Here is an 18,157-nt window from a genome sequence, read left to right on the forward strand (position 1 = left end):
CGGGGCGCTCACTCGGCGGCACGGTCACTCGGTAGTGCGGTCACTCGGTGGTGCTGAACTCCGCCATCATCGCCATGTCCTCGTGCTCCAGGTTGTGGCAGTGCAGCAGGAACGCGCCCGCGTAGTCGGTGAACCGGACCGCCACCTCCACCCCCTGGGCCGGGAGCACGTCCACCGTGTCCTTCCAGCCCCGGTCGTAGCGGCCCGGGGCGCCGGCGTCGCGGCCGAGCACCTGGAAGGGGTCGAGGTGGACGTGGACCGGGTGGTGGACGTCGGTGACGAAGCGCCAGATCTCCACGTCGCCCAGCCGGGGCTGCGCCAGCGAGTGGCCGGGGCGGTAGCTCTCGCCGTTGATGGTCCAGCCGCTGCCGCCGCGCTGGAAGACGAAGGTGCGGGTGGCCTTCGCCCGGGCCGGGTCGAGCCGCTCCAGCGGGGTGAGCGCGCCGGGCACCCGGGAGTCGTCGGTGACCGCCGCGCTGCCGACGTCGAACCGCATCACCTCGGCGGTCGAGCCGCTGCCCAGCCGGTTCACCAGCCGGACCTGGGTCCCGGGCCGGTAGCGGGCGAAGTCCACCACCACGTCGAAGCGTTCGGCCGGCGCCAGCTCCAGCGCGTCCTGCGCCACGGCCCGCTCCAGCAGCCCGCCGTCCGAACCGATCTGCACCAGGCCACCGCCGCCGGGCGGCTGCGGGTCCAGTTCGAGGCGGTAGCGGCGGGCGTTGGAGGCGTTCAGCAGGCGCAGCCGGTAGCGGGCCCGGTCCACCTCGGCGACCGGCCAGGGCGCGCCGTTGACCAGGATCACGTCGCCCAGCACGCCGTCCATGTACGCGTCGGTGACGCCCGGGCGGCCCTGGTCGGGGTCGAGGGCCGGGTAGGCGAAGCCGCCGTCCGCCGTGAACGCCCGGTCGGTGATCATCAGCGGCAGCTCGCGCGGGCCCTGCGGCAGGGCGAGGGCGGCCTCCTCGTCGTCCCGCACCAGGTGGAAGCCGGCCAGCCCGCGGTAGACGTTGGGGCCGGTGAAGCCCATGGTGTGGTCGTGGTACCAGAGCGTGGCCGCCCGCTGGTTCATCGGGTACACGTAGTCGCGCTGCGGCTGCCCGGTGGCGGAGCCCATCCCGGGCATCCCGGCCATGGTGCCCAGCGCGGTGGGCGAGCCGCCGGCCGGGGTGATCAGGTCCAGCGGGTAGCCGTCGCTGTCGTGCGGGGTGTGGCCGCCGTGCAGGTGGACCGCGGTCGGGTGGGGCAGCGCGTTGCGGTGGGTGACCTGGGTGCGGCGCCCGGAGCGGGACTCGATGGTGGGGCCGGGGAAACTGCCCTGGTAGCCCCAGACCTCGGTCAGGTGGTCGGGCAGCAGCTGGACCTGGCCCACCTGGGCGGTGATCTCGTAGTAGTCGGTGGTGGCGTCGCTGCGGGTCGGCCGGAGCACCGGCGGGATCGGCAGCTGCGCCTGGTAGCGCGGCGGCAGCGGGAGCCCGCTCCGCATCAGCACGCCCGGCTGGCCGCCCGGGATCAGCTTGCCGAGGAACGGCGTGCCGCCGAGCACCACGCCGGCGCCCAGCACCCCTGCGCCCGCCGCGAGGAACCGCCGCCGGTCGAGGCTCACGTGGTCACCTCGGCGGCGGGCTCGACCGACTCGGCGGACCCGACCGGCTCGGCGGGCTCGACCGGCCCGGCCGCCCCGACCTTGAAGGCGTCGACGGCGAACTTCTCCGCCATCACGAAGATCCCCACGCCCAGCGGGACGTGCAGCAGCAGTACCCGGGAGAACCCGAGGGTGATCTGCGCGGTGACGAGCACCAGCAGCACCGTGTACTGGATCGCCGCCCCGGCCTTCGCCCCCGGGACCAGCCGCCAGACCAGCACCCCGGCGAGCGCCGCCAGCAGCACGAAGGTGGCCAGGATCATCGCGGCGATCTGGTGCGCCTTCAGCATCGGGTAGTAGCCCTGCAGGAAGCCGCCGGCCAGGAACGGCTGGGCGAGGGCCAGCAGGGCGACGGCGATCGCCGTTCCGCGCAACGCGAGCAGCGGCCATCTGTGCGACATGCGAACTTCCCCCTAGTGTCGTGTCACATGAGATAGTCCCATCTGAGACTGTCTCGTGCGAGCACTATACTCAGGGATCCCATGAACGAACACGACGAGTACCCCGCCCTCGGCATGATGCTCCGCCGGGCCCACGGGCGGGCCGCCCTGGCCTTCGCCGAGGAACTGGAGCCGCTGGGCATCGAGAACCGGCTGGCCGGCATCCTGCTCCAACTCGGCCACTACGGGCCGCAGTCCCAGCGCCAGCTGATGGTCCGGGTGGGCGCCGACAAGTCGGCCATGGTGCGCAGCGTCGACGAGCTGGAGGCGCGCGGCCTCGCCGTCCGCACACCCCACCCGACCGACCGGCGGGCGCACGCGGTGGCCCTCACCCCGGCCGGCGAGGAGCTGTTGACCGGCATCCTGGGTGCCGCGCAGCGGGCCGAGGGCCGGCTGCTGACATGCCTGGATCCGGCCGAGCAGCGGCAGTTCGGCGCGCTGCTGGAACGGTTCGCGCTGGCCGAGACGCTGCCCTGCGACCTGCCCTGACCGACCGCCCGGGCCGGCTGCCCCTGACCGACCGCCCGGGCGCGACCGCCCGGGCCGTCGCGCCGGGTCAGGCCTTCGGGGCCACCTTGGCCAGGCCGTTGATGATGCGGTCCATCGCGTCCCCGCCCTGCGGGTCGGTCAGGTTCGCCAGCAGCTTCAGGGTGAAGCGCATCAGCATCGGGTGGGTGAGCCCGCGCTGGGCGGCGAGCTGCATCACCTTGGGGTTGCCGATCAGCTTCACGAAGGCGCGGCCCAGCGAGTAGTAGCCGCCGTAGACGTCCTTCAGGGTGGCCGGGTAGGCCTGCAGCGCCCGCTCCCGGCCGCCGGTGGTGACCCGGGCCATCGCCTGCACGATCACCCCGGCCGCGAGCTGCCCGGACTCCATGGCGTAGGCGATGCCCTCGCCGTTGAACGGGTTGACCAGGCCACCGGCGTCGCCGACCAGCAGCAGGCCGCGGGTGTAGTGCGGCTGGCGGTTGAAGGCCATCGGCAGCGCGGCGCCGCGGATCGGGTCGGTCATGTTCTCGGGGGTGTAGCCCCACTCGGCCGGCATGCTCGCGCACCAGGACTTGAGCACCTCGCGCCAGTCCAGCTCGCCGAAGGCCGGCGAGGAGTCCAGGATGCCGAGGCCCACGTTGGAGGTGCCGTCGCCCATGCCGAAGATCCAGCCGTAGCCGGGCAGCAGCTTGCGCTCGCCGCCGCGGGTGTCCCACAGCTCCAGCCAGGACTCCAGGTAGTCGTCGCTGCTGCGGGGCGAGGTGAAGTAGGTCCGGTAGGCCACGCCCATCGGCCGGTCCTCGCGCCGGTGCAGGCCCATGGCCAGCGACAGGCGGGTGGAGTTGCCGTCGGCGGCCACCACCAGCGGCGCGTGGAAGGAGACTTCGCGCTTCTCCTCGCCGAGCTTGGCGGTCACGCCGATGATCCGGCCGGTGCGGTCGTCCAGCACCGGGCCGCTGACGTTGCACCGCTCGTACAGCCGGGCACCGGCCTTCTCGGCCTGACGGGCCAGCAGCTCGTCGAAGTCGGCGCGCTTGCGGACCAGGCCGTAGTCCGGGAAGGAGGCCAGCTCGGGCCAGTCCAGCTCCAGCCGGACCCCGCCGCCGATGATCCGCAGGCCCTTGTTGTGCAGCCAGCCGTTCTTGGTGGACACGTCGATGCCCATGTCCACCAGCTGCTTGGTGGCGCGCGGGGTCAGCCCGTCGCCGCAGACCTTCTCGCGCGGGAAGGAGGTCTTCTCCAGCAGCAGCACGTCCAGGCCCGCCTGGGCCAGGTAGTAGGCGGTGGTCGAACCCGCCGGGCCGGCCCCGACCACGATGACGTCAGCGGAGCTCTCGACGGCGGTCTCGGTCACGGCGGGCACTCTCCTGGGGGCGGGCAACGGCTGGCGGACGATCCCGAGCAGTCTACGGCGCCTTACCCGGGCGGCTCGGCCAGGTCAGCCGGCGGCCTTGGTCCCGCGGTGCAGCGCGACGATCCCGCCGGTGAGGTTGCGCCAGGCCACCTTGGTCCAGCCGGCCTGCTGCAACTTGGCGGCCAGCGCGGGCTGGTCGGGCCACTCGCGGATCGACTCGGCGAGGTAGACGTACGCGTCCGGGTTGCTGCTCACCCGGTTGGCCACCGGCGGCAGCGCCCGCATCAGGTACTCGGTGTAGACCGTGCGGAACGGGGTCCAGGTGGGGGTGGAGAACTCGCAGATCACCACCCGGCCGCCGGGCTTGGTGACCCGGTGCAGCTCGCTCAGCGCCGCCTCGGTGTCGTGCACGTTGCGCAGCGCGAAGGAGATGGTGACCGCGTCGAAGCTGTCGTCGGCGAATGGCAGCCGGGTGGCGTCGCCCGCGGTCAGCGGCAGTTCGGGGTGGCGCTTCTTGCCCTCGGCGAGCATCCCGATCGAGAAGTCGCACGGGACGACCTTGGCGCCGGCCGCGGCGAACGGCAGCGAGGAGGTGCCGGTGCCGGCCCCGAGGTCGAGCACCAGGTCGCCGGGCCCGGCCTCGACCGCCTCGGCCACCGCCCGGCGCCAGGCGCGGGCCTGGCCGAGCGAGAGCACGTCGTTGGTCCGGTCGTACTTGGCCGCGACGTCGTCGAACATGGCGGCGACTTCGTGCGGCTGCTTGTCCAGATTGGCTCGGGTCACGGACCCCATTGTTCACCCTGCGCCACCGTGCCCGGCCCCGGGGCTCGACCGGCCGGTAACCGGGGGCGCGACGCGGGCGCCGCCAGGAGGCCGGGTCCGCGGGGTCAGCGCGCCGCGCGCCGCCCGCCCTTGCGGCGCCGGCGCGACCGCTTGCCGTGGGTGATCGCCGGCATCCCCTCGGCCAGCGCCTCGGTGGCCAGCGCCACCGTGGCGACCACCTTGGCCGACCGGAACCGGGTGTTCACGAACCGCCGGTGCCGGGTGATCCGCAACACGCAGAGCAGGCAGAGCAGCAGCGCCAGCGGCACGCTGATCTGGGCCAGCCGCACCCCGACCACCTGCGGGTAGTGCTCGTCGCAGGGGCGCACCGCACCCGGGTCGCTGGCGGCGTAGTCCAGGCAGATCGGGTCGCCGACCCGGGCCTTGTCGGGCAGCGGGAGGTCGGTGGCGGTGCGCTGCTGCGGGCCCGCCTGGTAGCGGACGCCGCTGTAGGTGGTGCTCCCGTCGGGCAGCCGGGTGATGGTGCCCTGCACCCGGACCGGGTCGGCGGCGATCTTGTCGGCCAGCTCGGCCTGCCGCCAGCCCAGCAGGCACATGCCGAGCGCCAGCACGGCACTGAGCACGGCCGCGAGGTACCAGCCACGGCCGATCCTCGGGACGGCGGACACGGACGGGGATCGCATGGGCGGGACTGACCTGGCTTCCCTAGGCATGGCGGACGCGGACCCGCTGCCACCGGGGACGGGTGGTGGGGGGCCGACCGGGATCGTAACCGCTGACCGGCCCTCAGGTCACGGCGAGCCGGGATCAGAACGGGTGCACGATCGATGAGTTCGTCGACCGACGGCCCTTCCCGCCACTGGGCCGCGCCGGATCAGCGCCCGCGGTAGACCAACCTACCGGCGAGTACCGTGCCCAGGCACTCACCGGTCTCCCGCTGGAAGATGGCGAAATCCGCCCGTTCCCCGACGGTCAGCGCCCCCTGCGGCACCCCGTCGAACCCGGGCATCGGCACGGCCTGCGCCGGCTCGAACGGGGCCAGCACCCGCAGCCCCGAGCGGCTCACCGCCGCCCGCACCTCGGGCTTCTCGAACGGGCCGGCCAGCGCCACCGCGCCGTGCCGCAGCAGCAGCTGCAGCCCGCGCCGGGCGCTGCCACCCAGGCCGCCGTACTGCCCCGCCGGGACGCCGCCGACCGGCAGCGGCCGGGGCGTGACGCCGAGTCCCTCGCGCGGGTCCGGGTGGTAGTACCCCTCCAACAGCAGCGCGCCGTACGGGTGCGCCTCCCCCGGGGTCAGCCGCGCCCCGCTCCACTCGCGCAGCCGGGCCTCCGGGTGGGCCGCCGCCAGCTCGGCGTACGGACCGAGCGCGGCGATCCGGTCACCGCGCACCAGCACCGCCCCGTCGGCGACCGAGTCGTCCGGCGGGGCGGTGGCGGCGGGCGTCAGCACGGCGGCCCGGTGCAGGGTCAGCACGGCGAGCGGCCGCTCAGGTGGTGGAGAGGATGGTCAGCTCCGGGTGCGCGGTGCCGCCCTCGATCGCGGTGGAGGCGATGTGCGAGGCCACCCGCGGGTCGACCGGGTCGTTCGCCGGGTCGTCCAGCACCCGCAGGTGCTGGTAGGTGGTGGAGCGCTGGGCCGGCACCCGGCCCGCGGTGCGGATCAGGTGGATCAGCTCGGTCAGGTTGGAGCGGTGCTTGGCACCGGCCGCCGAGACCACGTTCTCCTCCAGCATCACCGAGCCGAGGTCGTCGGCCCCGTAGTGCAGCGAGAGCTGGCCGGCCTCCTTGCCGGTGGTCAGCCAGGAGCCCTGGATGTGCGCGACGTTGTCCAGGAAGAGCCGGGCGATCGCGATCATCCGCAGGTACTCGAAGACCGTCGCCTGGGTCGAGCCCTTCAGGTGGTTGTTCTGCGGCTGGTAGGTGTAGGGGATGAAGGCGCGGAAGCCGCCGGTGCGGTCCTGCACCTCGCGGATCATCCGCAGGTGCTCGATCCGCTCGGCGTTGGTCTCGCCGGTGCCCATCAGCATGGTGGAGGTGGACTCCACGCCCAGCCGGTGCGCGGTCTCCATGATCTCCAGCCAGCGCTCGCCCGACTCCTTGAGCGGGGCGATCGCCTTGCGCGGGCGCTCCGGCAGCAGCTCGGCGCCGGCGCCGGCGAAGGAGTCCAGGCCGGCCGCGTGGATCCGGGTGATCGCCTCCTCGATCGTCACGCCGGAGATCCGGGCCATGTGATCGACCTCGGAGGCGCCCAGCGAGTGGATCACCAGCTGCGGGAAGTCGGCCTTGATCGCGGAGAACGCGCGCTCGTAGTACTCCACCCCGTAGTCCGGGTGGTGGCCGCCCTGGAACATCACCTGGGTGCCGCCCAGCTCGACGGTCTCGGCGCAGCGGCGCAGGATCTCGTCCAGGTCGCGGGACCAGCCCTGGTCGCTCTTCGGCGGCACGTAGAAGGCGCAGAACTTGCACGCCGTCACACAGACGTTGGTGTAGTTGATGTTGCGCTCGATGATGTACGTCGCGATGTGCTCGGTGCCGGCGTAGCGCCGGCGGCGGGCCGCGTCGGCCGCGGCGCCCAGCGCGTGCAGCGGCGCCGAGCGGTAGAGCTCCAGGGCCTCCTCGGCGGAGATCCGCCCGCCGGCCGCGGCCCGGTCGAGGGCGGCCTGCAGGTCGGTGCTGGGCGCATCGGGGTTCGCGGCGAGCTCGGACACCTGGTGGCCTTCTTTCCTTGTCCACGTGTTGTCCCCGGGTAGCGCCCCCGGGCTGCCAGGACGGGGTGGCCCGGCGACATGACCGAACCAGCCTACGCTGGTCAGGAGCCGGGTCAGGAGGTCCGGGTCAGGTCGCCCTGGGCCTGACCGTTGTCCACGCTCAGGTGCAGGCTGCCGTCGGAGTTCCAGGTGTAGAGCCGCTGCCCGCCGTCCGAGGTGCAGTAGGGACCACCGGTCACCTGGCCGGCGCCCAGCACCAACTGGTCCGCCGAGGCGGAGACCAGGAAGTCCTCCGCGTGGCAGGTGGGCACGGTCGGCCCGTAGCTCACCGTGCTCTGGCCGACGACGGCGCCCTTGGTCCCCTGTTTGATGGTGATCTGGACCTCGACGGAGCTGCCGAGGCCCGGCATTCCCAGGTAGCCGTGCCAGGTGCCGAGGAAGGCGGTGGGCACGCTGCCGGACGACTGCGGCGCGGGGGCCGAGGAGGCGGCCGGGGCGCTCCGCTGCGGGGTGCTCTGCTGCGGGGCGGGGCCGGCCGGCGGGTTCGCCACGGTGGTGGTGACGGCGGCGCCGGGGGCGGGGGCACCGGCGGCGGGGCTGCCGTCCTTGGCCGAGGAGCCGTCACTGCGGGTGAGCCACAGCGTGGTTCCGGCCGTCACCGCGGCGACCAGCAGCGCCGCGCCCAGGATCGCCGGCCAGCGGCGGGTGGGGGCGGGGGCGGGCGTGGGTAGGGGTGCGGCGAACGTCGGCGCCGCGGGCTGCGGCGCCCCGAACACCCCGGTGGGTGGTGCCGCGGGCGGCGGCGGCACGTGCTGCGCGTACGGCGTGTGCGGCGGCGCCTGCTGCGTCCCCGGGTCGAGCACGGTCCCCGGGTGGGTCGGCCGCACCTCGTGGTCCAGGTCCACCAGCTCCTGCAACCGCCGCCCGACCGAGGCCGAGAGCGCCGGCGGCAGCCAGACCCCCTCGCGCATCCGGGCCGCCGCCGCGCCGTCCTGGTCCAGCCGCTCGGCCAGCGCGGCCGGAGTGGGGCGCTGGGCCGGGTCCTTGGCCAGGCAGTCCTGCACGATCGCCCGCAGGTCGGGGTCGAGTGCGCTGAGGTCCGGCTCCTCGTACACCACGCGGTACATCAGCCGCGGCACGCTGCCGCCCTCGCCGAACGGCGCCGTCCCGCTCGCCGCGAAGGCCAGCACGGCCGCGAGCGTGAAGACGTCGGACGCAGGCCCGACCACCGCGCCCTGGGCCTGCTCGGGCGACATGAAGCCGGGCGAACCGATCATGAAGCCGGAGCGGGTGAGCGCGGCGGTGGCGTCCAGCGCGCGGGCGATCCCGAAGTCGATCAGCCGCGGCCCGTCCAGGGTGAGCAGCACGTTGGACGGCTTGACGTCCCGGTGCACCAGCCCGAGCGCGTGCACCGCCGCCAGCGAGGCGGCCAGCCCCGCGCCGAGCGCGCGCACCGCGTCGGGCGGCAACGGCCCGGACTCGCGCACGGCGGCGGCCAGCGCCGGGCCGGCCACGTAGCTGGTGGCGACCCACGGGTCGCGGCCCTCGGTGTCCGCGTCCAGCACGGCCGCCGTCCAGCGGCCGCCGACCCGCCGGGCCGCCGCCACCTCCTGCCGGAACCGGGCGCGGAACTCGGCGTCCTCGGCCAGCTCGCTGCGGACCAGCTTGACCGCGACGGTCCGGCCGCCGGCCGTCCGCCCCAGGTACACCCGGCCCATGCCGCCCGCGCCCAGCCGCCGCAGCAACCGGTACTCGCCGACCTGCCGCGGATCGCCCGGCTCCAGTGGCTCCATCGCCCGCTCCCCTCCCCGGCCGGCCCCCACCCGGTGCGCGGCTCGGCACGACCGTACCGTGCTGGGGTGACCGAGCGGATCCCGTTCGACCAACGGGAGCTGATGCCGCATCAGCGGCGCAGGTCAGCCGGGCAGGTCAGCCGACGACGGGCGCCAGCAGCCGGACCCGCACGTCCGGGGCGAAGCCGCTGTCGTGGGCCACCCGGCGGGCGAACTCGGCGATGCCGGCCAACTGCCGCTCGCCGAGCGAGAAGTCCAGCGCCTCCCGGAAGTACTGCTCCAGCACCGCGGCCTCGAACGGCTCCCAGCGGGCCGAGTGCGCGGCCACCTGGTCGGCCTCGACCAGCGAGAGGTCCCGGGACTCCAGGAACGCCCGGTGCACCGCCGCCACCGCCTCCGGCCGCTGCTCGACGAAGTCGCGCCGGGCCGCCCAGACCGCGAAGACGAACGGCAGGCCGGTCCAGTCCCGCCACATCTGACCGAGGTCGTGCACCTGCCAGCCGCTGTCCGGCCGGGCCGCCAGGGTGGCCGCCAGGCCCTCGTCGCCGATCAGCACCGCGGCGTCGGCCTCGGCGAGCATCGCGTCCAGGTCGGGCGGGCAGCTGTAGTACTCGGGGCGGACGCCCTCGCGCTCCTCCAGCAGCAGCTGGGCGAGCCGGATCGAGGTGCGGCTGGTGGACCCCAGGGCGACCTTGCGGCCGCCCAGCTTGCCGAGCGGAAGTTTGCTGACGATCACACAGGACATCACCGGCCCGTCGCTGCCGACCGCGATATCCGGCAGCACCACCAGTTCGTCCGCATGCCGCAGGTACTCCACGCAGGTGATCGGACCCACGTCGAGGGCGCCGCTCACCAGCAGGTCGCTGAGCTTCTCCGGGGTGTCCTTGGTGAGGTCCAGATCGAGCAGGCTCCCGGTCCGGCCCAGGCCCCAGTAGAGCGGGACGCAGTTCAGGAACTGGATGTGCCCGACCCGGGGCCGGGTCCGCAGCGGGCCGCGGGGGCCGCCGGGACCGCTGACCGCACCGGTTCCCACCGCGTCTTCCACCAGATCAGCCACCGTGTGCTCCTTTGCCCGTGCTGCCCGTTCGTCCGGTCTCCGCAGCGTATGCCCGCCGTGTCGGCAGCCCCGCGCGACCCCCGTGCGACACACTTCAAGCCAACTCCGACACGCCCCTCCGGCACCTTGAGACACCCCTGGTCGAGCCCGCGTCTGCGTGCTACGGTTTCAACCAGTTGCAGTTTGATTCCCCTTGCAGTACTTGAAGCCTGCGGAGCATGTAACCGCGGGCTTTTTGTAGTTTTTCAGCATTGCAGCATTGTGCGAAAAACTCCGGGCCTGCTCGGAGGCGGGGCGATCAGCGCAGCGGACCGGACGCCACACGGTGTGGCGTCCACCACGTCCCTCGCAAGGAGAACGGCATGGCCACGGGAACCGTCAAGTGGTTCAACGCTGAGAAGGGCTTCGGCTTCATCGCCCAGGAGGGCGGCGGCCCCGACGTCTTTGTCCACTACTCCGCCATCAACGCGACCGGTTTCCGCTCGCTGGAGGAGAACCAGGCGGTCAGCTTCGACGTCACCCAGGGCCCGAAGGGCCCGCAGGCGGAGAACGTCACCGCCATCTGATCATTCTCTGATCACCTGATCGCTCAAGGGCCCCCTCCACAGCGGGTCCACCCGCGTCCCGACCCGGGTCGCCGAGCATGACTTGCAGTACCCAAGGGGGCCCGCCACGTCGGCAGACTGGCGGGCCCCCTGCCGTTTCCCCGGGAAACACCCACGCTCGCCGGGAAACCCTGCACTCATTTCCAGCCACCCGCGCGAACTGCGCAGCGCGCGCCCCGAGGTGCTCCCCTCTCACCTCCGGCGACCGCGACCACCGAGGCGGCCGGAAGGCATCGGCCGGCCGGGTCCGGCAGGGTGCGTCAGTCCACCGGACCGACCAGCAGCCGTTCCGTCGGGCAGCCGAGTCCGATCGCCACCAGCACGAGCACCAGGCCGAGCAGCCCCAGGCCGACCAGGGCGACGAGGAGCCAGCGGCCGTCCAGCGCGGCGAGGCACCAGGCGAGCCCCTGCGCGCCCCGGCCCCCGCCCACCACGGCCACCAGCACGGCCGCCGGCCACCCCACCCGCCGCACCCGCCGGCTCGCGAGCACCGCCCGCCCGTGCCCGGGCACCGCCCGCCCCGCCCCCACCGCCGGCACCCGACCGTCCCCCCGCCCGCTCCGAAGCTCCCTGAGCCCGGGACAGTACCGGCTCCGCCGCCACCGCAGAACGCCCGACCGGGAAACCCCGGCCGGGCGTTCTGTCGGCGCTTCTCGCGGGTGACCACCCGTCAGACGGCCGCCGGCTCCGGCCGGGCCGACTCCGGCTGCGCGGCGGTCGGCTGCGCGATCAGGTCGCTGTGCAGGTCGTCGTAGGCCGCCCGGTCCAGGGTCCGCTCCCGGGCCGAGACCAGGATCGGCACCACGACCTGACCCGCCACGTTGGTGGCGGTGCGCATCATGTCCAGGATCGGGTCGATCGCCAGCAGCAGGCCCACGCCTTCCAGCGGCAGGCCGAGGGTGGAGAGGGTCAGGGTCAGCATCACGATCGCGCCGGTGAGGCCGGCGGTGGCGGCCGAGCCGATCACCGAGACGAAGGCGATCAGCAGGTAGTCGCCGATGCCGAGGTGGATGCCGTACACCTGGGCGACGAAGATCGCGGCGATCGACGGGTAGATCGCCGCGCAGCCGTCCATCTTGGTGGTGGCGCCGAACGGGACGGCGAAGGAGGCGTACTCGGCGGGGACGCCCAGGCGTTCGGCGACCCGGCGGGTGAGCGGCAGGGTGCCGACCGAGGAGCGGGAGACGAAGGCCAGCTGGATCGCCGGCCAGGCGCCCCGGAAGAAGCGCAGCGGGTTCAGCCCGCCGACGAAGCGCAGCAGCACCGGGTAGACGACGAACAGCACCAGCGCGCAGCCGAGGTAGACGTCGGCGGTGAAGGTGGCCAGCGGGCGCAGCAGGTCCCAGCCGTACTCGGCCACGGACTTGCCGATCAGGCCGAGGGTGCCGAGCGGGGCGAGCCGGATCACCCACCACAGGGCGGTCTGCACCAGCTCCAGCAGCGACTCGTTGAACTTCAGGAAGGGGGCGGCCTTCTCACCCGCCTTCAGGATGGCCGCGCCCGCGACGATCGCCAGGAAGACGATCTGCAGCACGTTCACCTTGAGGAAGGCGTCGGCGATGTTGGTCGGGATGATCCCGGTCAGGAAGTCGACCCAGGAGCCGGAGTCGGCCGGGGCCTTGAGGCCGTGGGTGGAGAGCGCGGTGCCCTGGCCGGGGTCGGTGACCAGGCCGATGGTCAGGCCGATGCTGACCGCGATCAGGCTGGTGATGCCGAACCAGAGCAGCGTGCGGGCGGCCAGCCGGGCCGCGTTGGTGACGTTCCGCAGGTTGGCGATCGAGACCACGATCGCGGTGAAGACCAGCGGCGGCACGGCCAGCTTGAGCAGCTGGACGAAGGTCTTGCCGACGGTGTCCAGGGTGGTGGTCAGCCAGGAGACGTCGTTCTGCCGGGCGACGAAGCCCAGCACGACGCCGAGCACCAGGCCGGCGACGATCTGCACCCAGAACGGGGTGCGGCGCAGCCGGGCCAGGGCCGTCGGCGCGGGGGCGGGAGCGGTGGCGGACATGGGTGTGCGACTCCGAGGGGTGGTGCGGAAGAGCGGGGGCAGCCCGCAGGGCGGGACGGGAGCGGGGGGACGGCGGCGCACGGGACGTGCCCGGGCCCGGTCAACCGACCGGGCGGACAGTTCGCAGCGGAAGGAGCGAGGGGTACGCCGCCTAGCTACAGCTCGGAACGCGACACGAGCCGACCCGCACCGGACACGCCGGGACCGGCAGCACGCACGGCATGAGCGGGCCGCTCATGTCCTGCTGCCGGGGCGCGTCTGGGGTGGTCATGGTCGACACACTAACAGTAAAGATTTGAGATGTTCAAAGTTGTTGTTTGAGGTGGCGCGAGCGCGGACCGGGCCAGATTGACGCGCCGGTGTGGTTATACGTATAACTTCACTACACCCCCGATCCCCACCGCCCGGGAGACCCCCATGGGCTACCTCGCCCTGCTCCGCGCCCCCCACGTCACCCGGCTGCTCCTCGGCACCCTGCTCGGCCGACTGCCGGCCGGCATGACCGCCCTGGTCGTCGCGCTCGCGCTGCGCGAGGCCGGCGCGCCGTACAGCAGGATCGGCCTGGCCACCGCCGCCTACGCGATCTCGGCCGCGATCGGCGGGCCGGTGCTCGGACGGATCGTGGACCGCACCGGGCAGCCCCGGGTGCTGCTCGGCTCCGCGGTACTGGCCGGCGGCGGCTACGCGCTGCTCGCGTTCGCCCCCGGCAACGCGGCGGCGGCGATCACCGGCGCCGCGGTGGCCGGGCTCTGCATGCCGCCGCTCGAACCCTGCCTGCGCGCGCTCTGGCCGGACGTGGTCGCCGAGGAGCAGCTGGACACCGCCTACGCCTTCGACTCCGCCTCGCAGCAGATCCTCTACGTCGCCGGACCGCTCGCGGTGGCCGGCATCGCCGCCGTCGCGAGCCCGGTCGCCGCGCTCTGGACAGCGGCCGGACTCGGCCTGCTCGGCGCCCTGGTGGTGGCCACCGCCGGCCCCGCCCGCCGCTGGCAGGCCCCGCCGCGCGACCACGGCGCCGGGCTGCTCGGACCGCTGCGCTCGCCCGGCCTGGTGCTGCTGCTGATCGGACTCGCCGGCGCGGGGTGGACCGTCGGCTCGCAGAACGTGCTCTTCATCGCCTACGCCGAGCGGCACCCGCACCAACTCCCGGGCGGTGCCGGGTCGCTGCTCGCCCTGGCGGCCCTGGCCGGCCTGCTCGGCGCGCTCGGCTACGGCGCGGTCCGCTGGCGCAGCAGCACCGCCACCCGCACCTGGGCCATGGCCCTCGGCATGGGCGCCTGCTACCTGCCGCTGCTCACCCTCCCCGCGGCCGGCCCGATGGCGGTGCTCGCCTTCGTCTCCGGCCTCGGCCTCGCCCCGCTGCTGGCCGCGGCCTTCGTGCTGGTCGCCGAACTGGCGCCGGTGGGCACCGTGACCGAGGCGTTCGCCTGGCTGGTCACCCTGTTCGCCACCGGCAACGCTCTGGGGTACGCGGTCTCCGGCTCGCTGGTGGCCACCTCGCTGGCGGCGGTGGCCTGGTGCTCGGTCGCCGGGATCACCCTCGGCGGGGTCCTGCTCTTCGCCGCCCGGCGGCGCCTGCAGCCGCTCCCGGCCCCGGCCGGCGCCGGGGCACCGGAGCCGGCACTGGCGGGCTGACGGACTGACCGGGCCGGCGGGCCGGCGGCGGGTCGACCCAGGACGGCGGCCCAGGCGGGGACGGCCGCTCGGGCGGGGACGGCGACGGCCGCCCAGGCTCCCCGTGAGGAGTCCTGGGCGGCCGTCACTCGGCTACCGCGGTCCGGTCAGCCGTCGCTCGGTCGGTCAGCCGTGGCGTCCCTTCCGCTTGTTGGCGGCCACCCCGAGCAGCACCAGCCCACCGAGGGCCAGCACGCCCGCGATCGCGGCCAGCGTCCCCGTCGGCACGTCGGTGCCGGTGTCCGGCAGCGGCGGCTTCGTGGTCGGCGTGGGGGGCACGGTCGGCGTGGGCGGCACGGTCGGCGTGGGGGTGGGGGTCACGGTGGGAGTGGGCGTCGGGGTGGGTGTGGGGGTGGGTGTGGGGGTGGGGGTAGGCGTGGGGGTAGGCGTGGGGGTCGGAGTAGGTGTCGGCGTGGGGGTCGGCGTGGGCGTCGGCGTCGGCGTCGGCGTAGGCGTAGGCGTAGGCGTGGGAGTCGGCGTAGGCGTCGGACACGGCACCACCACCCCCATGTCCAGGTCCAGGTACCGCTGCCCGCCGCTCAGCCGGACCGTCTGGGTCAGGCCCGTCGTCGGGTCCGCGTCCGAGTCCAGCGCCGGGTCCGTCCCGGCGTGCTGCTTGGTCACCGTCGCGCCCGCGGGCAGCGTCGACAGGTCGAACCGCACCGCGTACGAGCCGTCCGGCAGCTTGTCGAAGAGGTACATCCCGTTGGCGTCCGTCACCGTGGTGACCGGGTTGCCGTTGCGGTCGCGGACCGGCTGGCCGTTGCCGTCCAGCAGGGCGACCTTCACCCCGGGGATCCCGGGCTCACCCGGCTGCTGGATCCCACTGCTGTCCAGGTCCTGCCAGACCCGGTCGCCCAGCGCGTTGTTCGACGGCTTCGGGTACTTGACGCCGACCCCGACCTTGGCCGGCTCGGCGGGCAGCAGCTGCTGTCCGTTCGCGTCGGTGGCGGTGTAGCCGAAGCTGTTCCAGGCGTACTCGCCCTCCGGTGCATCGAACGAGGCGACCATCGGCCAGGTGAGCGTGAACGCGGCGCCGGCGGCCAGCTCGCCCGGGCGGCTGACCCGGAACCAGGCGGCCTGGCCGGGCCCGGGGAAGGTGGTGCTCCAGGTCGCCGAGGCGTCGCAGCCGGCGTTCTGCGCGGGGGTGCGCAGGTCGTCCGGCAGGCAGGGGTTCTTCGAGGTGGTGTACTCGATCACCACGGTCGGGTCGCTGCTGCTCAGCGGCTGGCTGAGCGAGGGCGCCCAGGCGCTGCCGCGCGGGGCGTCGGGGTGCAGCACGTAACCGTCGCCCGGGGTGGGCAGGCGGTCGGAGGCGACGAAGTCGTGCACCGCATCGGGCGAGTCGTTGCGGACGGTCATCCGGTACGAGAGCTGTCCGCCCGGCGAGGCGGTGCCCATCGCGCCGTAGTCGCCGTCCAGGTCGCCCTTGACCTCCTTGTAGGACCGCAGCACCGCCGGGACCTGCACCTGCACGTCCGAGGAGGCGTGGCAGACCGTCTCGTTGGTGTTGCCGTTGCCGTTCAGGTCCAGGCTGTCCGGCACCCCGCTGTCGGAGTGGTTGTACAGGCAGGTGACCGGCGCGGTCGGCTGGTCGACGGTGACGTAGCTGTCGTTGGTCAGGGTGCCGCCGCGGACGCTGCCCGCCACCTGGACGTCGAAGAGCATCCGGTAGGCGAGCTGGTCGTGCAGGTAGGTCATGTCCGGGGCGCCGGCGGGCCAGGTCATCTTGACGATCTGGCGGCCGTCCGGGCCGGGGGTGACCTCGATCGACTGCGGGGCCTTGGCGTCGGAGTAGGCCGGGTCGGGGCGGGCCGAGCCGTCGACGTAGACCAGGCCGACCGGCAGCACGTCGTAGAGCACCAGCGGGCGGTCCAGCGTGCGGCCGCTCCGGTTGTAGGCGATCACCTGGAAGGTCGCGTTGCCGCCGGGCGAGTTCACCGAACCGGCCACCGTGGTCTTGGCGGTGCCCAGGTTGGTGGCGGCCGTGACGGTGGTGGTGGCGCAGGCGTTGTCCGCGGCCTGGTTGGTGCCGTCCGAGGCGGTGACGTCCACGCAGTTCTTCAGCGGGGTCGGCGCGGTGCTGCCGTCGTGCCCGGTGGCGAGCACCTGCACCAGCACCTGCACCGAGTTGCCCGGGCTCCAGCCGCTGGGGATCGGGCCGTTCCAGGTGAACTGCAGGCCGTCCAGCCAGCGCCCGGCCGGGATGCCGAGCACGTCGTTGGCCGGGTCGCCGGCGCCCACCGCGAAACTGACCCGGCGCTGGCTCGATCCGTTGAACGGGCTACCGGGGGTGAAGGTGAGCCAGCTCGGGTCCCCGTTCAGCCGGTACTGCAGGGTGAGCCCGATGCCGGTCGGGTTCCAGGCGTCCAGCTGGATCGACTGCGGGGCGAACCAGTTGTACAGGCCGCCGGTGGTGCCGCCGCCCGGGTCGGTCATGGTCAGGCTGGTCGCCGGGGCGTCGGTGTTGACCGCGTAGAGGCTGAAGCCGTTCAGGTCACCGGAGACGGTCTGGGACGGCCAGGTCTTGGCCGCGTGCACGTTCAGGCCGCCGGTGGACGGCTGGAAGGTGGGGGTGGTGGCCTCGGCGGAGTCCAGCTGCTGCTCCGGCCTGCCGAGCGGGTCGCCCTTCAGGTCCACCGTGTTCTTCGAGGTGGTGCCGTTGGGGAAGGCGCTCTCCGGGTAGTCGACCACCAGCACGCCCGGGGTGCGGCAACCCGCGTGGCCGTTGCCGGAGCGGAAGGCGCCGATGTCGAAGCCCCAGGTGTTGGGCCCCGGCGGCACCTGGGTCCAGCCCGGCGAGCGGGTGGTGTCCACCACGGCGCCGGGCGGCAGGGTGTCCAGCAGCCGGCTGGCGTCCAGGTCGACGTTGGGCACCCCGTCGGCCGAGCAGGCGCTGAACTGGTAGGTGACCGTGCGGCCGTCCCGGCTGGAGCTCTGCACCCCCTTGGTCACCGCGTAGGTCGGCTGGACGTGCGCCGTGGTGTCCGAGGTCGCGGTCTGCGGGGTCTCGTTGTCGGCGGTCATGGTGGCCGTGTTGGTGGCCTTGGTGCCGTCCGGCGTGGTCCAGTTGGGGTACTTGAGGACCACGGTGATGGTCGCCGTGGTGCCCGGACTGAGCTCCTTGAGCTTGATCGTCATGGTGCCGCCGGTGCTGCCCTGGGTCGGCACCGTGGAGGCCGCCACGTCCACCGAGGAGGGGTCCGGGGTCCAGCCCACGAACTCCATCTGCGGCGGGAGCTGATCGGTGATCAGGCCGTTGTCGCACTCGGTGAGGGAGCAGGTGTACCGCAGCGTGTAGGTGACGTTCTCACCGGGCGCGGGGTTGGGGTGGTCCACGCTCTTGGTGAAGGAGATCGCGGCCTGCGCGGGCGGCGCGAGCGCCCCGCTGCCGAAGAGCGAGCCCGCGAGCAGCGCGAGCACCGCCGAGAAGCGCGCCAGTGCGTACCGGCCCGGCCGGCCGTCGGGTCTGGATCGGGCCACCCGACTGGGCGCCCGCAGGTGGGGGATCCGCATGCTGAGCAGTTCATCCGACTACCTGCCCGGCGAGCGGACGGCGCGAGAGCGGAGTAACGGTTTTTCAGTCGGGCGGCGTAGCAGCGATGTT

The 18,157-nt window shown here is 73.6% G+C and carries 15 protein-coding genes; 3 read left to right on the forward strand and 12 right to left on the reverse strand.

Annotated elements, in window-relative coordinates; translation table 11 throughout:
* Positions 1–40: 40 nt before the first annotated feature.
* Both ACQRUO_RS01505 and ACQRUO_RS01510 read right to left on the reverse strand, forming a co-directional pair.
* A complete protein-coding gene (locus ACQRUO_RS01505; RefSeq protein ID WP_428313798.1) occupies positions 41–1,603 on the reverse strand; it encodes a multicopper oxidase family protein in 1,563 nt (520 codons plus the stop codon).
* Positions 1,600–2,043, reverse strand: coding sequence for a hypothetical protein (locus tag ACQRUO_RS01510; RefSeq protein ID WP_428313799.1), 444 nt, complete (start codon positions 2,041–2,043; stop codon positions 1,600–1,602). Before ACQRUO_RS01510 ends, ACQRUO_RS01505 begins: the two co-directional genes overlap by 4 nt.
* 81 nt (positions 2,044–2,124) lie before the next feature.
* Here ACQRUO_RS01510 and ACQRUO_RS01515 point away from each other — a divergent pair, with 81 nt between their 5' ends.
* On the forward strand, positions 2,125–2,571 hold the full coding sequence (locus tag ACQRUO_RS01515; RefSeq protein ID WP_428313800.1) for a MarR family winged helix-turn-helix transcriptional regulator: 447 nt from the start codon (positions 2,125–2,127) through the stop codon (positions 2,569–2,571).
* Positions 2,572–2,638: 67 nt separating this feature from the next.
* Here ACQRUO_RS01515 and ACQRUO_RS01520 read toward each other — a convergent pair whose 3' ends face one another.
* The 7 genes from ACQRUO_RS01520 to ACQRUO_RS01550 form a co-directional block, all read right to left on the reverse strand.
* Positions 2,639–3,922, reverse strand: coding sequence for a geranylgeranyl reductase family protein (locus ACQRUO_RS01520; RefSeq protein ID WP_428313801.1), 1,284 nt, complete (start codon positions 3,920–3,922; stop codon positions 2,639–2,641).
* An 84-nt stretch (positions 3,923–4,006) separates the two neighbouring features.
* Complete coding sequence (locus tag ACQRUO_RS01525; protein ID WP_428313802.1) at positions 4,007–4,705, reverse strand: demethylmenaquinone methyltransferase; 699 nt, start codon at positions 4,703–4,705, stop codon at positions 4,007–4,009.
* A 104-nt stretch (positions 4,706–4,809) separates the two neighbouring features.
* Positions 4,810–5,373: a hypothetical protein gene (locus tag ACQRUO_RS01530; protein ID WP_428313803.1), complete on the reverse strand. Its 564-nt coding sequence runs from the start codon at positions 5,371–5,373 to the stop codon at positions 4,810–4,812.
* A 206-nt stretch (positions 5,374–5,579) separates the two neighbouring features.
* Complete coding sequence (locus ACQRUO_RS01535) at positions 5,580–6,179, reverse strand: imidazolonepropionase-like domain-containing protein (RefSeq protein WP_428313804.1); 600 nt, start codon at positions 6,177–6,179, stop codon at positions 5,580–5,582.
* Between the two features lie 13 nt (positions 6,180–6,192).
* Positions 6,193–7,413: a cyclic dehypoxanthinyl futalosine synthase gene (mqnC, locus tag ACQRUO_RS01540; protein ID WP_428313805.1), complete on the reverse strand. Its 1,221-nt coding sequence runs from the start codon at positions 7,411–7,413 to the stop codon at positions 6,193–6,195.
* Between the two features lie 113 nt (positions 7,414–7,526).
* On the reverse strand, positions 7,527–9,206 hold the full coding sequence (locus ACQRUO_RS01545; protein WP_428313806.1) for a serine/threonine-protein kinase: 1,680 nt from the start codon (positions 9,204–9,206) through the stop codon (positions 7,527–7,529).
* A 136-nt stretch (positions 9,207–9,342) separates the two neighbouring features.
* Positions 9,343–10,194: a menaquinone biosynthetic enzyme MqnA/MqnD family protein gene (locus ACQRUO_RS01550; protein ID WP_428313871.1), complete on the reverse strand. Its 852-nt coding sequence runs from the start codon at positions 10,192–10,194 to the stop codon at positions 9,343–9,345.
* A 431-nt stretch (positions 10,195–10,625) separates the two neighbouring features.
* On the opposite strand from ACQRUO_RS01550, the gene ACQRUO_RS01555 reads away from it, so the two are divergent.
* Entirely contained in the window at positions 10,626–10,829 is a 204-nt protein-coding gene (locus ACQRUO_RS01555) for a cold-shock protein (protein ID WP_330338421.1), read from the forward strand.
* Positions 10,830–11,128: 299 nt separating this feature from the next.
* Here the strand turns inward: ACQRUO_RS01555 and ACQRUO_RS01560 are convergent, their stop codons facing one another.
* Together ACQRUO_RS01560 and ACQRUO_RS01565 are read right to left on the reverse strand one after the other, a co-directional pair.
* Complete coding sequence (locus ACQRUO_RS01560; RefSeq protein WP_428313807.1) at positions 11,129–11,407, reverse strand: hypothetical protein; 279 nt, start codon at positions 11,405–11,407, stop codon at positions 11,129–11,131.
* Between the two features lie 131 nt (positions 11,408–11,538).
* Positions 11,539–12,876 carry a dicarboxylate/amino acid:cation symporter gene (locus ACQRUO_RS01565; RefSeq protein WP_428313808.1) on the reverse strand — a complete coding sequence of 446 codons (1,338 nt, stop codon included), beginning with the start codon at positions 12,874–12,876 and terminating at the stop codon, positions 11,539–11,541.
* Positions 12,877–13,293: 417 nt separating this feature from the next.
* On the opposite strand from ACQRUO_RS01565, the gene ACQRUO_RS01570 reads away from it, so the two are divergent.
* A complete protein-coding gene (locus ACQRUO_RS01570) occupies positions 13,294–14,511 on the forward strand; it encodes an MFS transporter (RefSeq protein WP_428313809.1) in 1,218 nt (405 codons plus the stop codon).
* A 165-nt stretch (positions 14,512–14,676) separates the two neighbouring features.
* Here ACQRUO_RS01570 and ACQRUO_RS01575 read toward each other — a convergent pair whose 3' ends face one another.
* A complete protein-coding gene (locus tag ACQRUO_RS01575; protein ID WP_428313810.1) occupies positions 14,677–18,066 on the reverse strand; it encodes an SdrD B-like domain-containing protein in 3,390 nt (1,129 codons plus the stop codon).
* Positions 18,067–18,157: the final 91 nt, after the last annotated feature.

The organism is Kitasatospora sp. LaBMicrA B282 (assembly GCF_050325825.1).
GTDB lineage: Bacteria > Actinomycetota > Actinomycetes > Streptomycetales > Streptomycetaceae > Kitasatospora.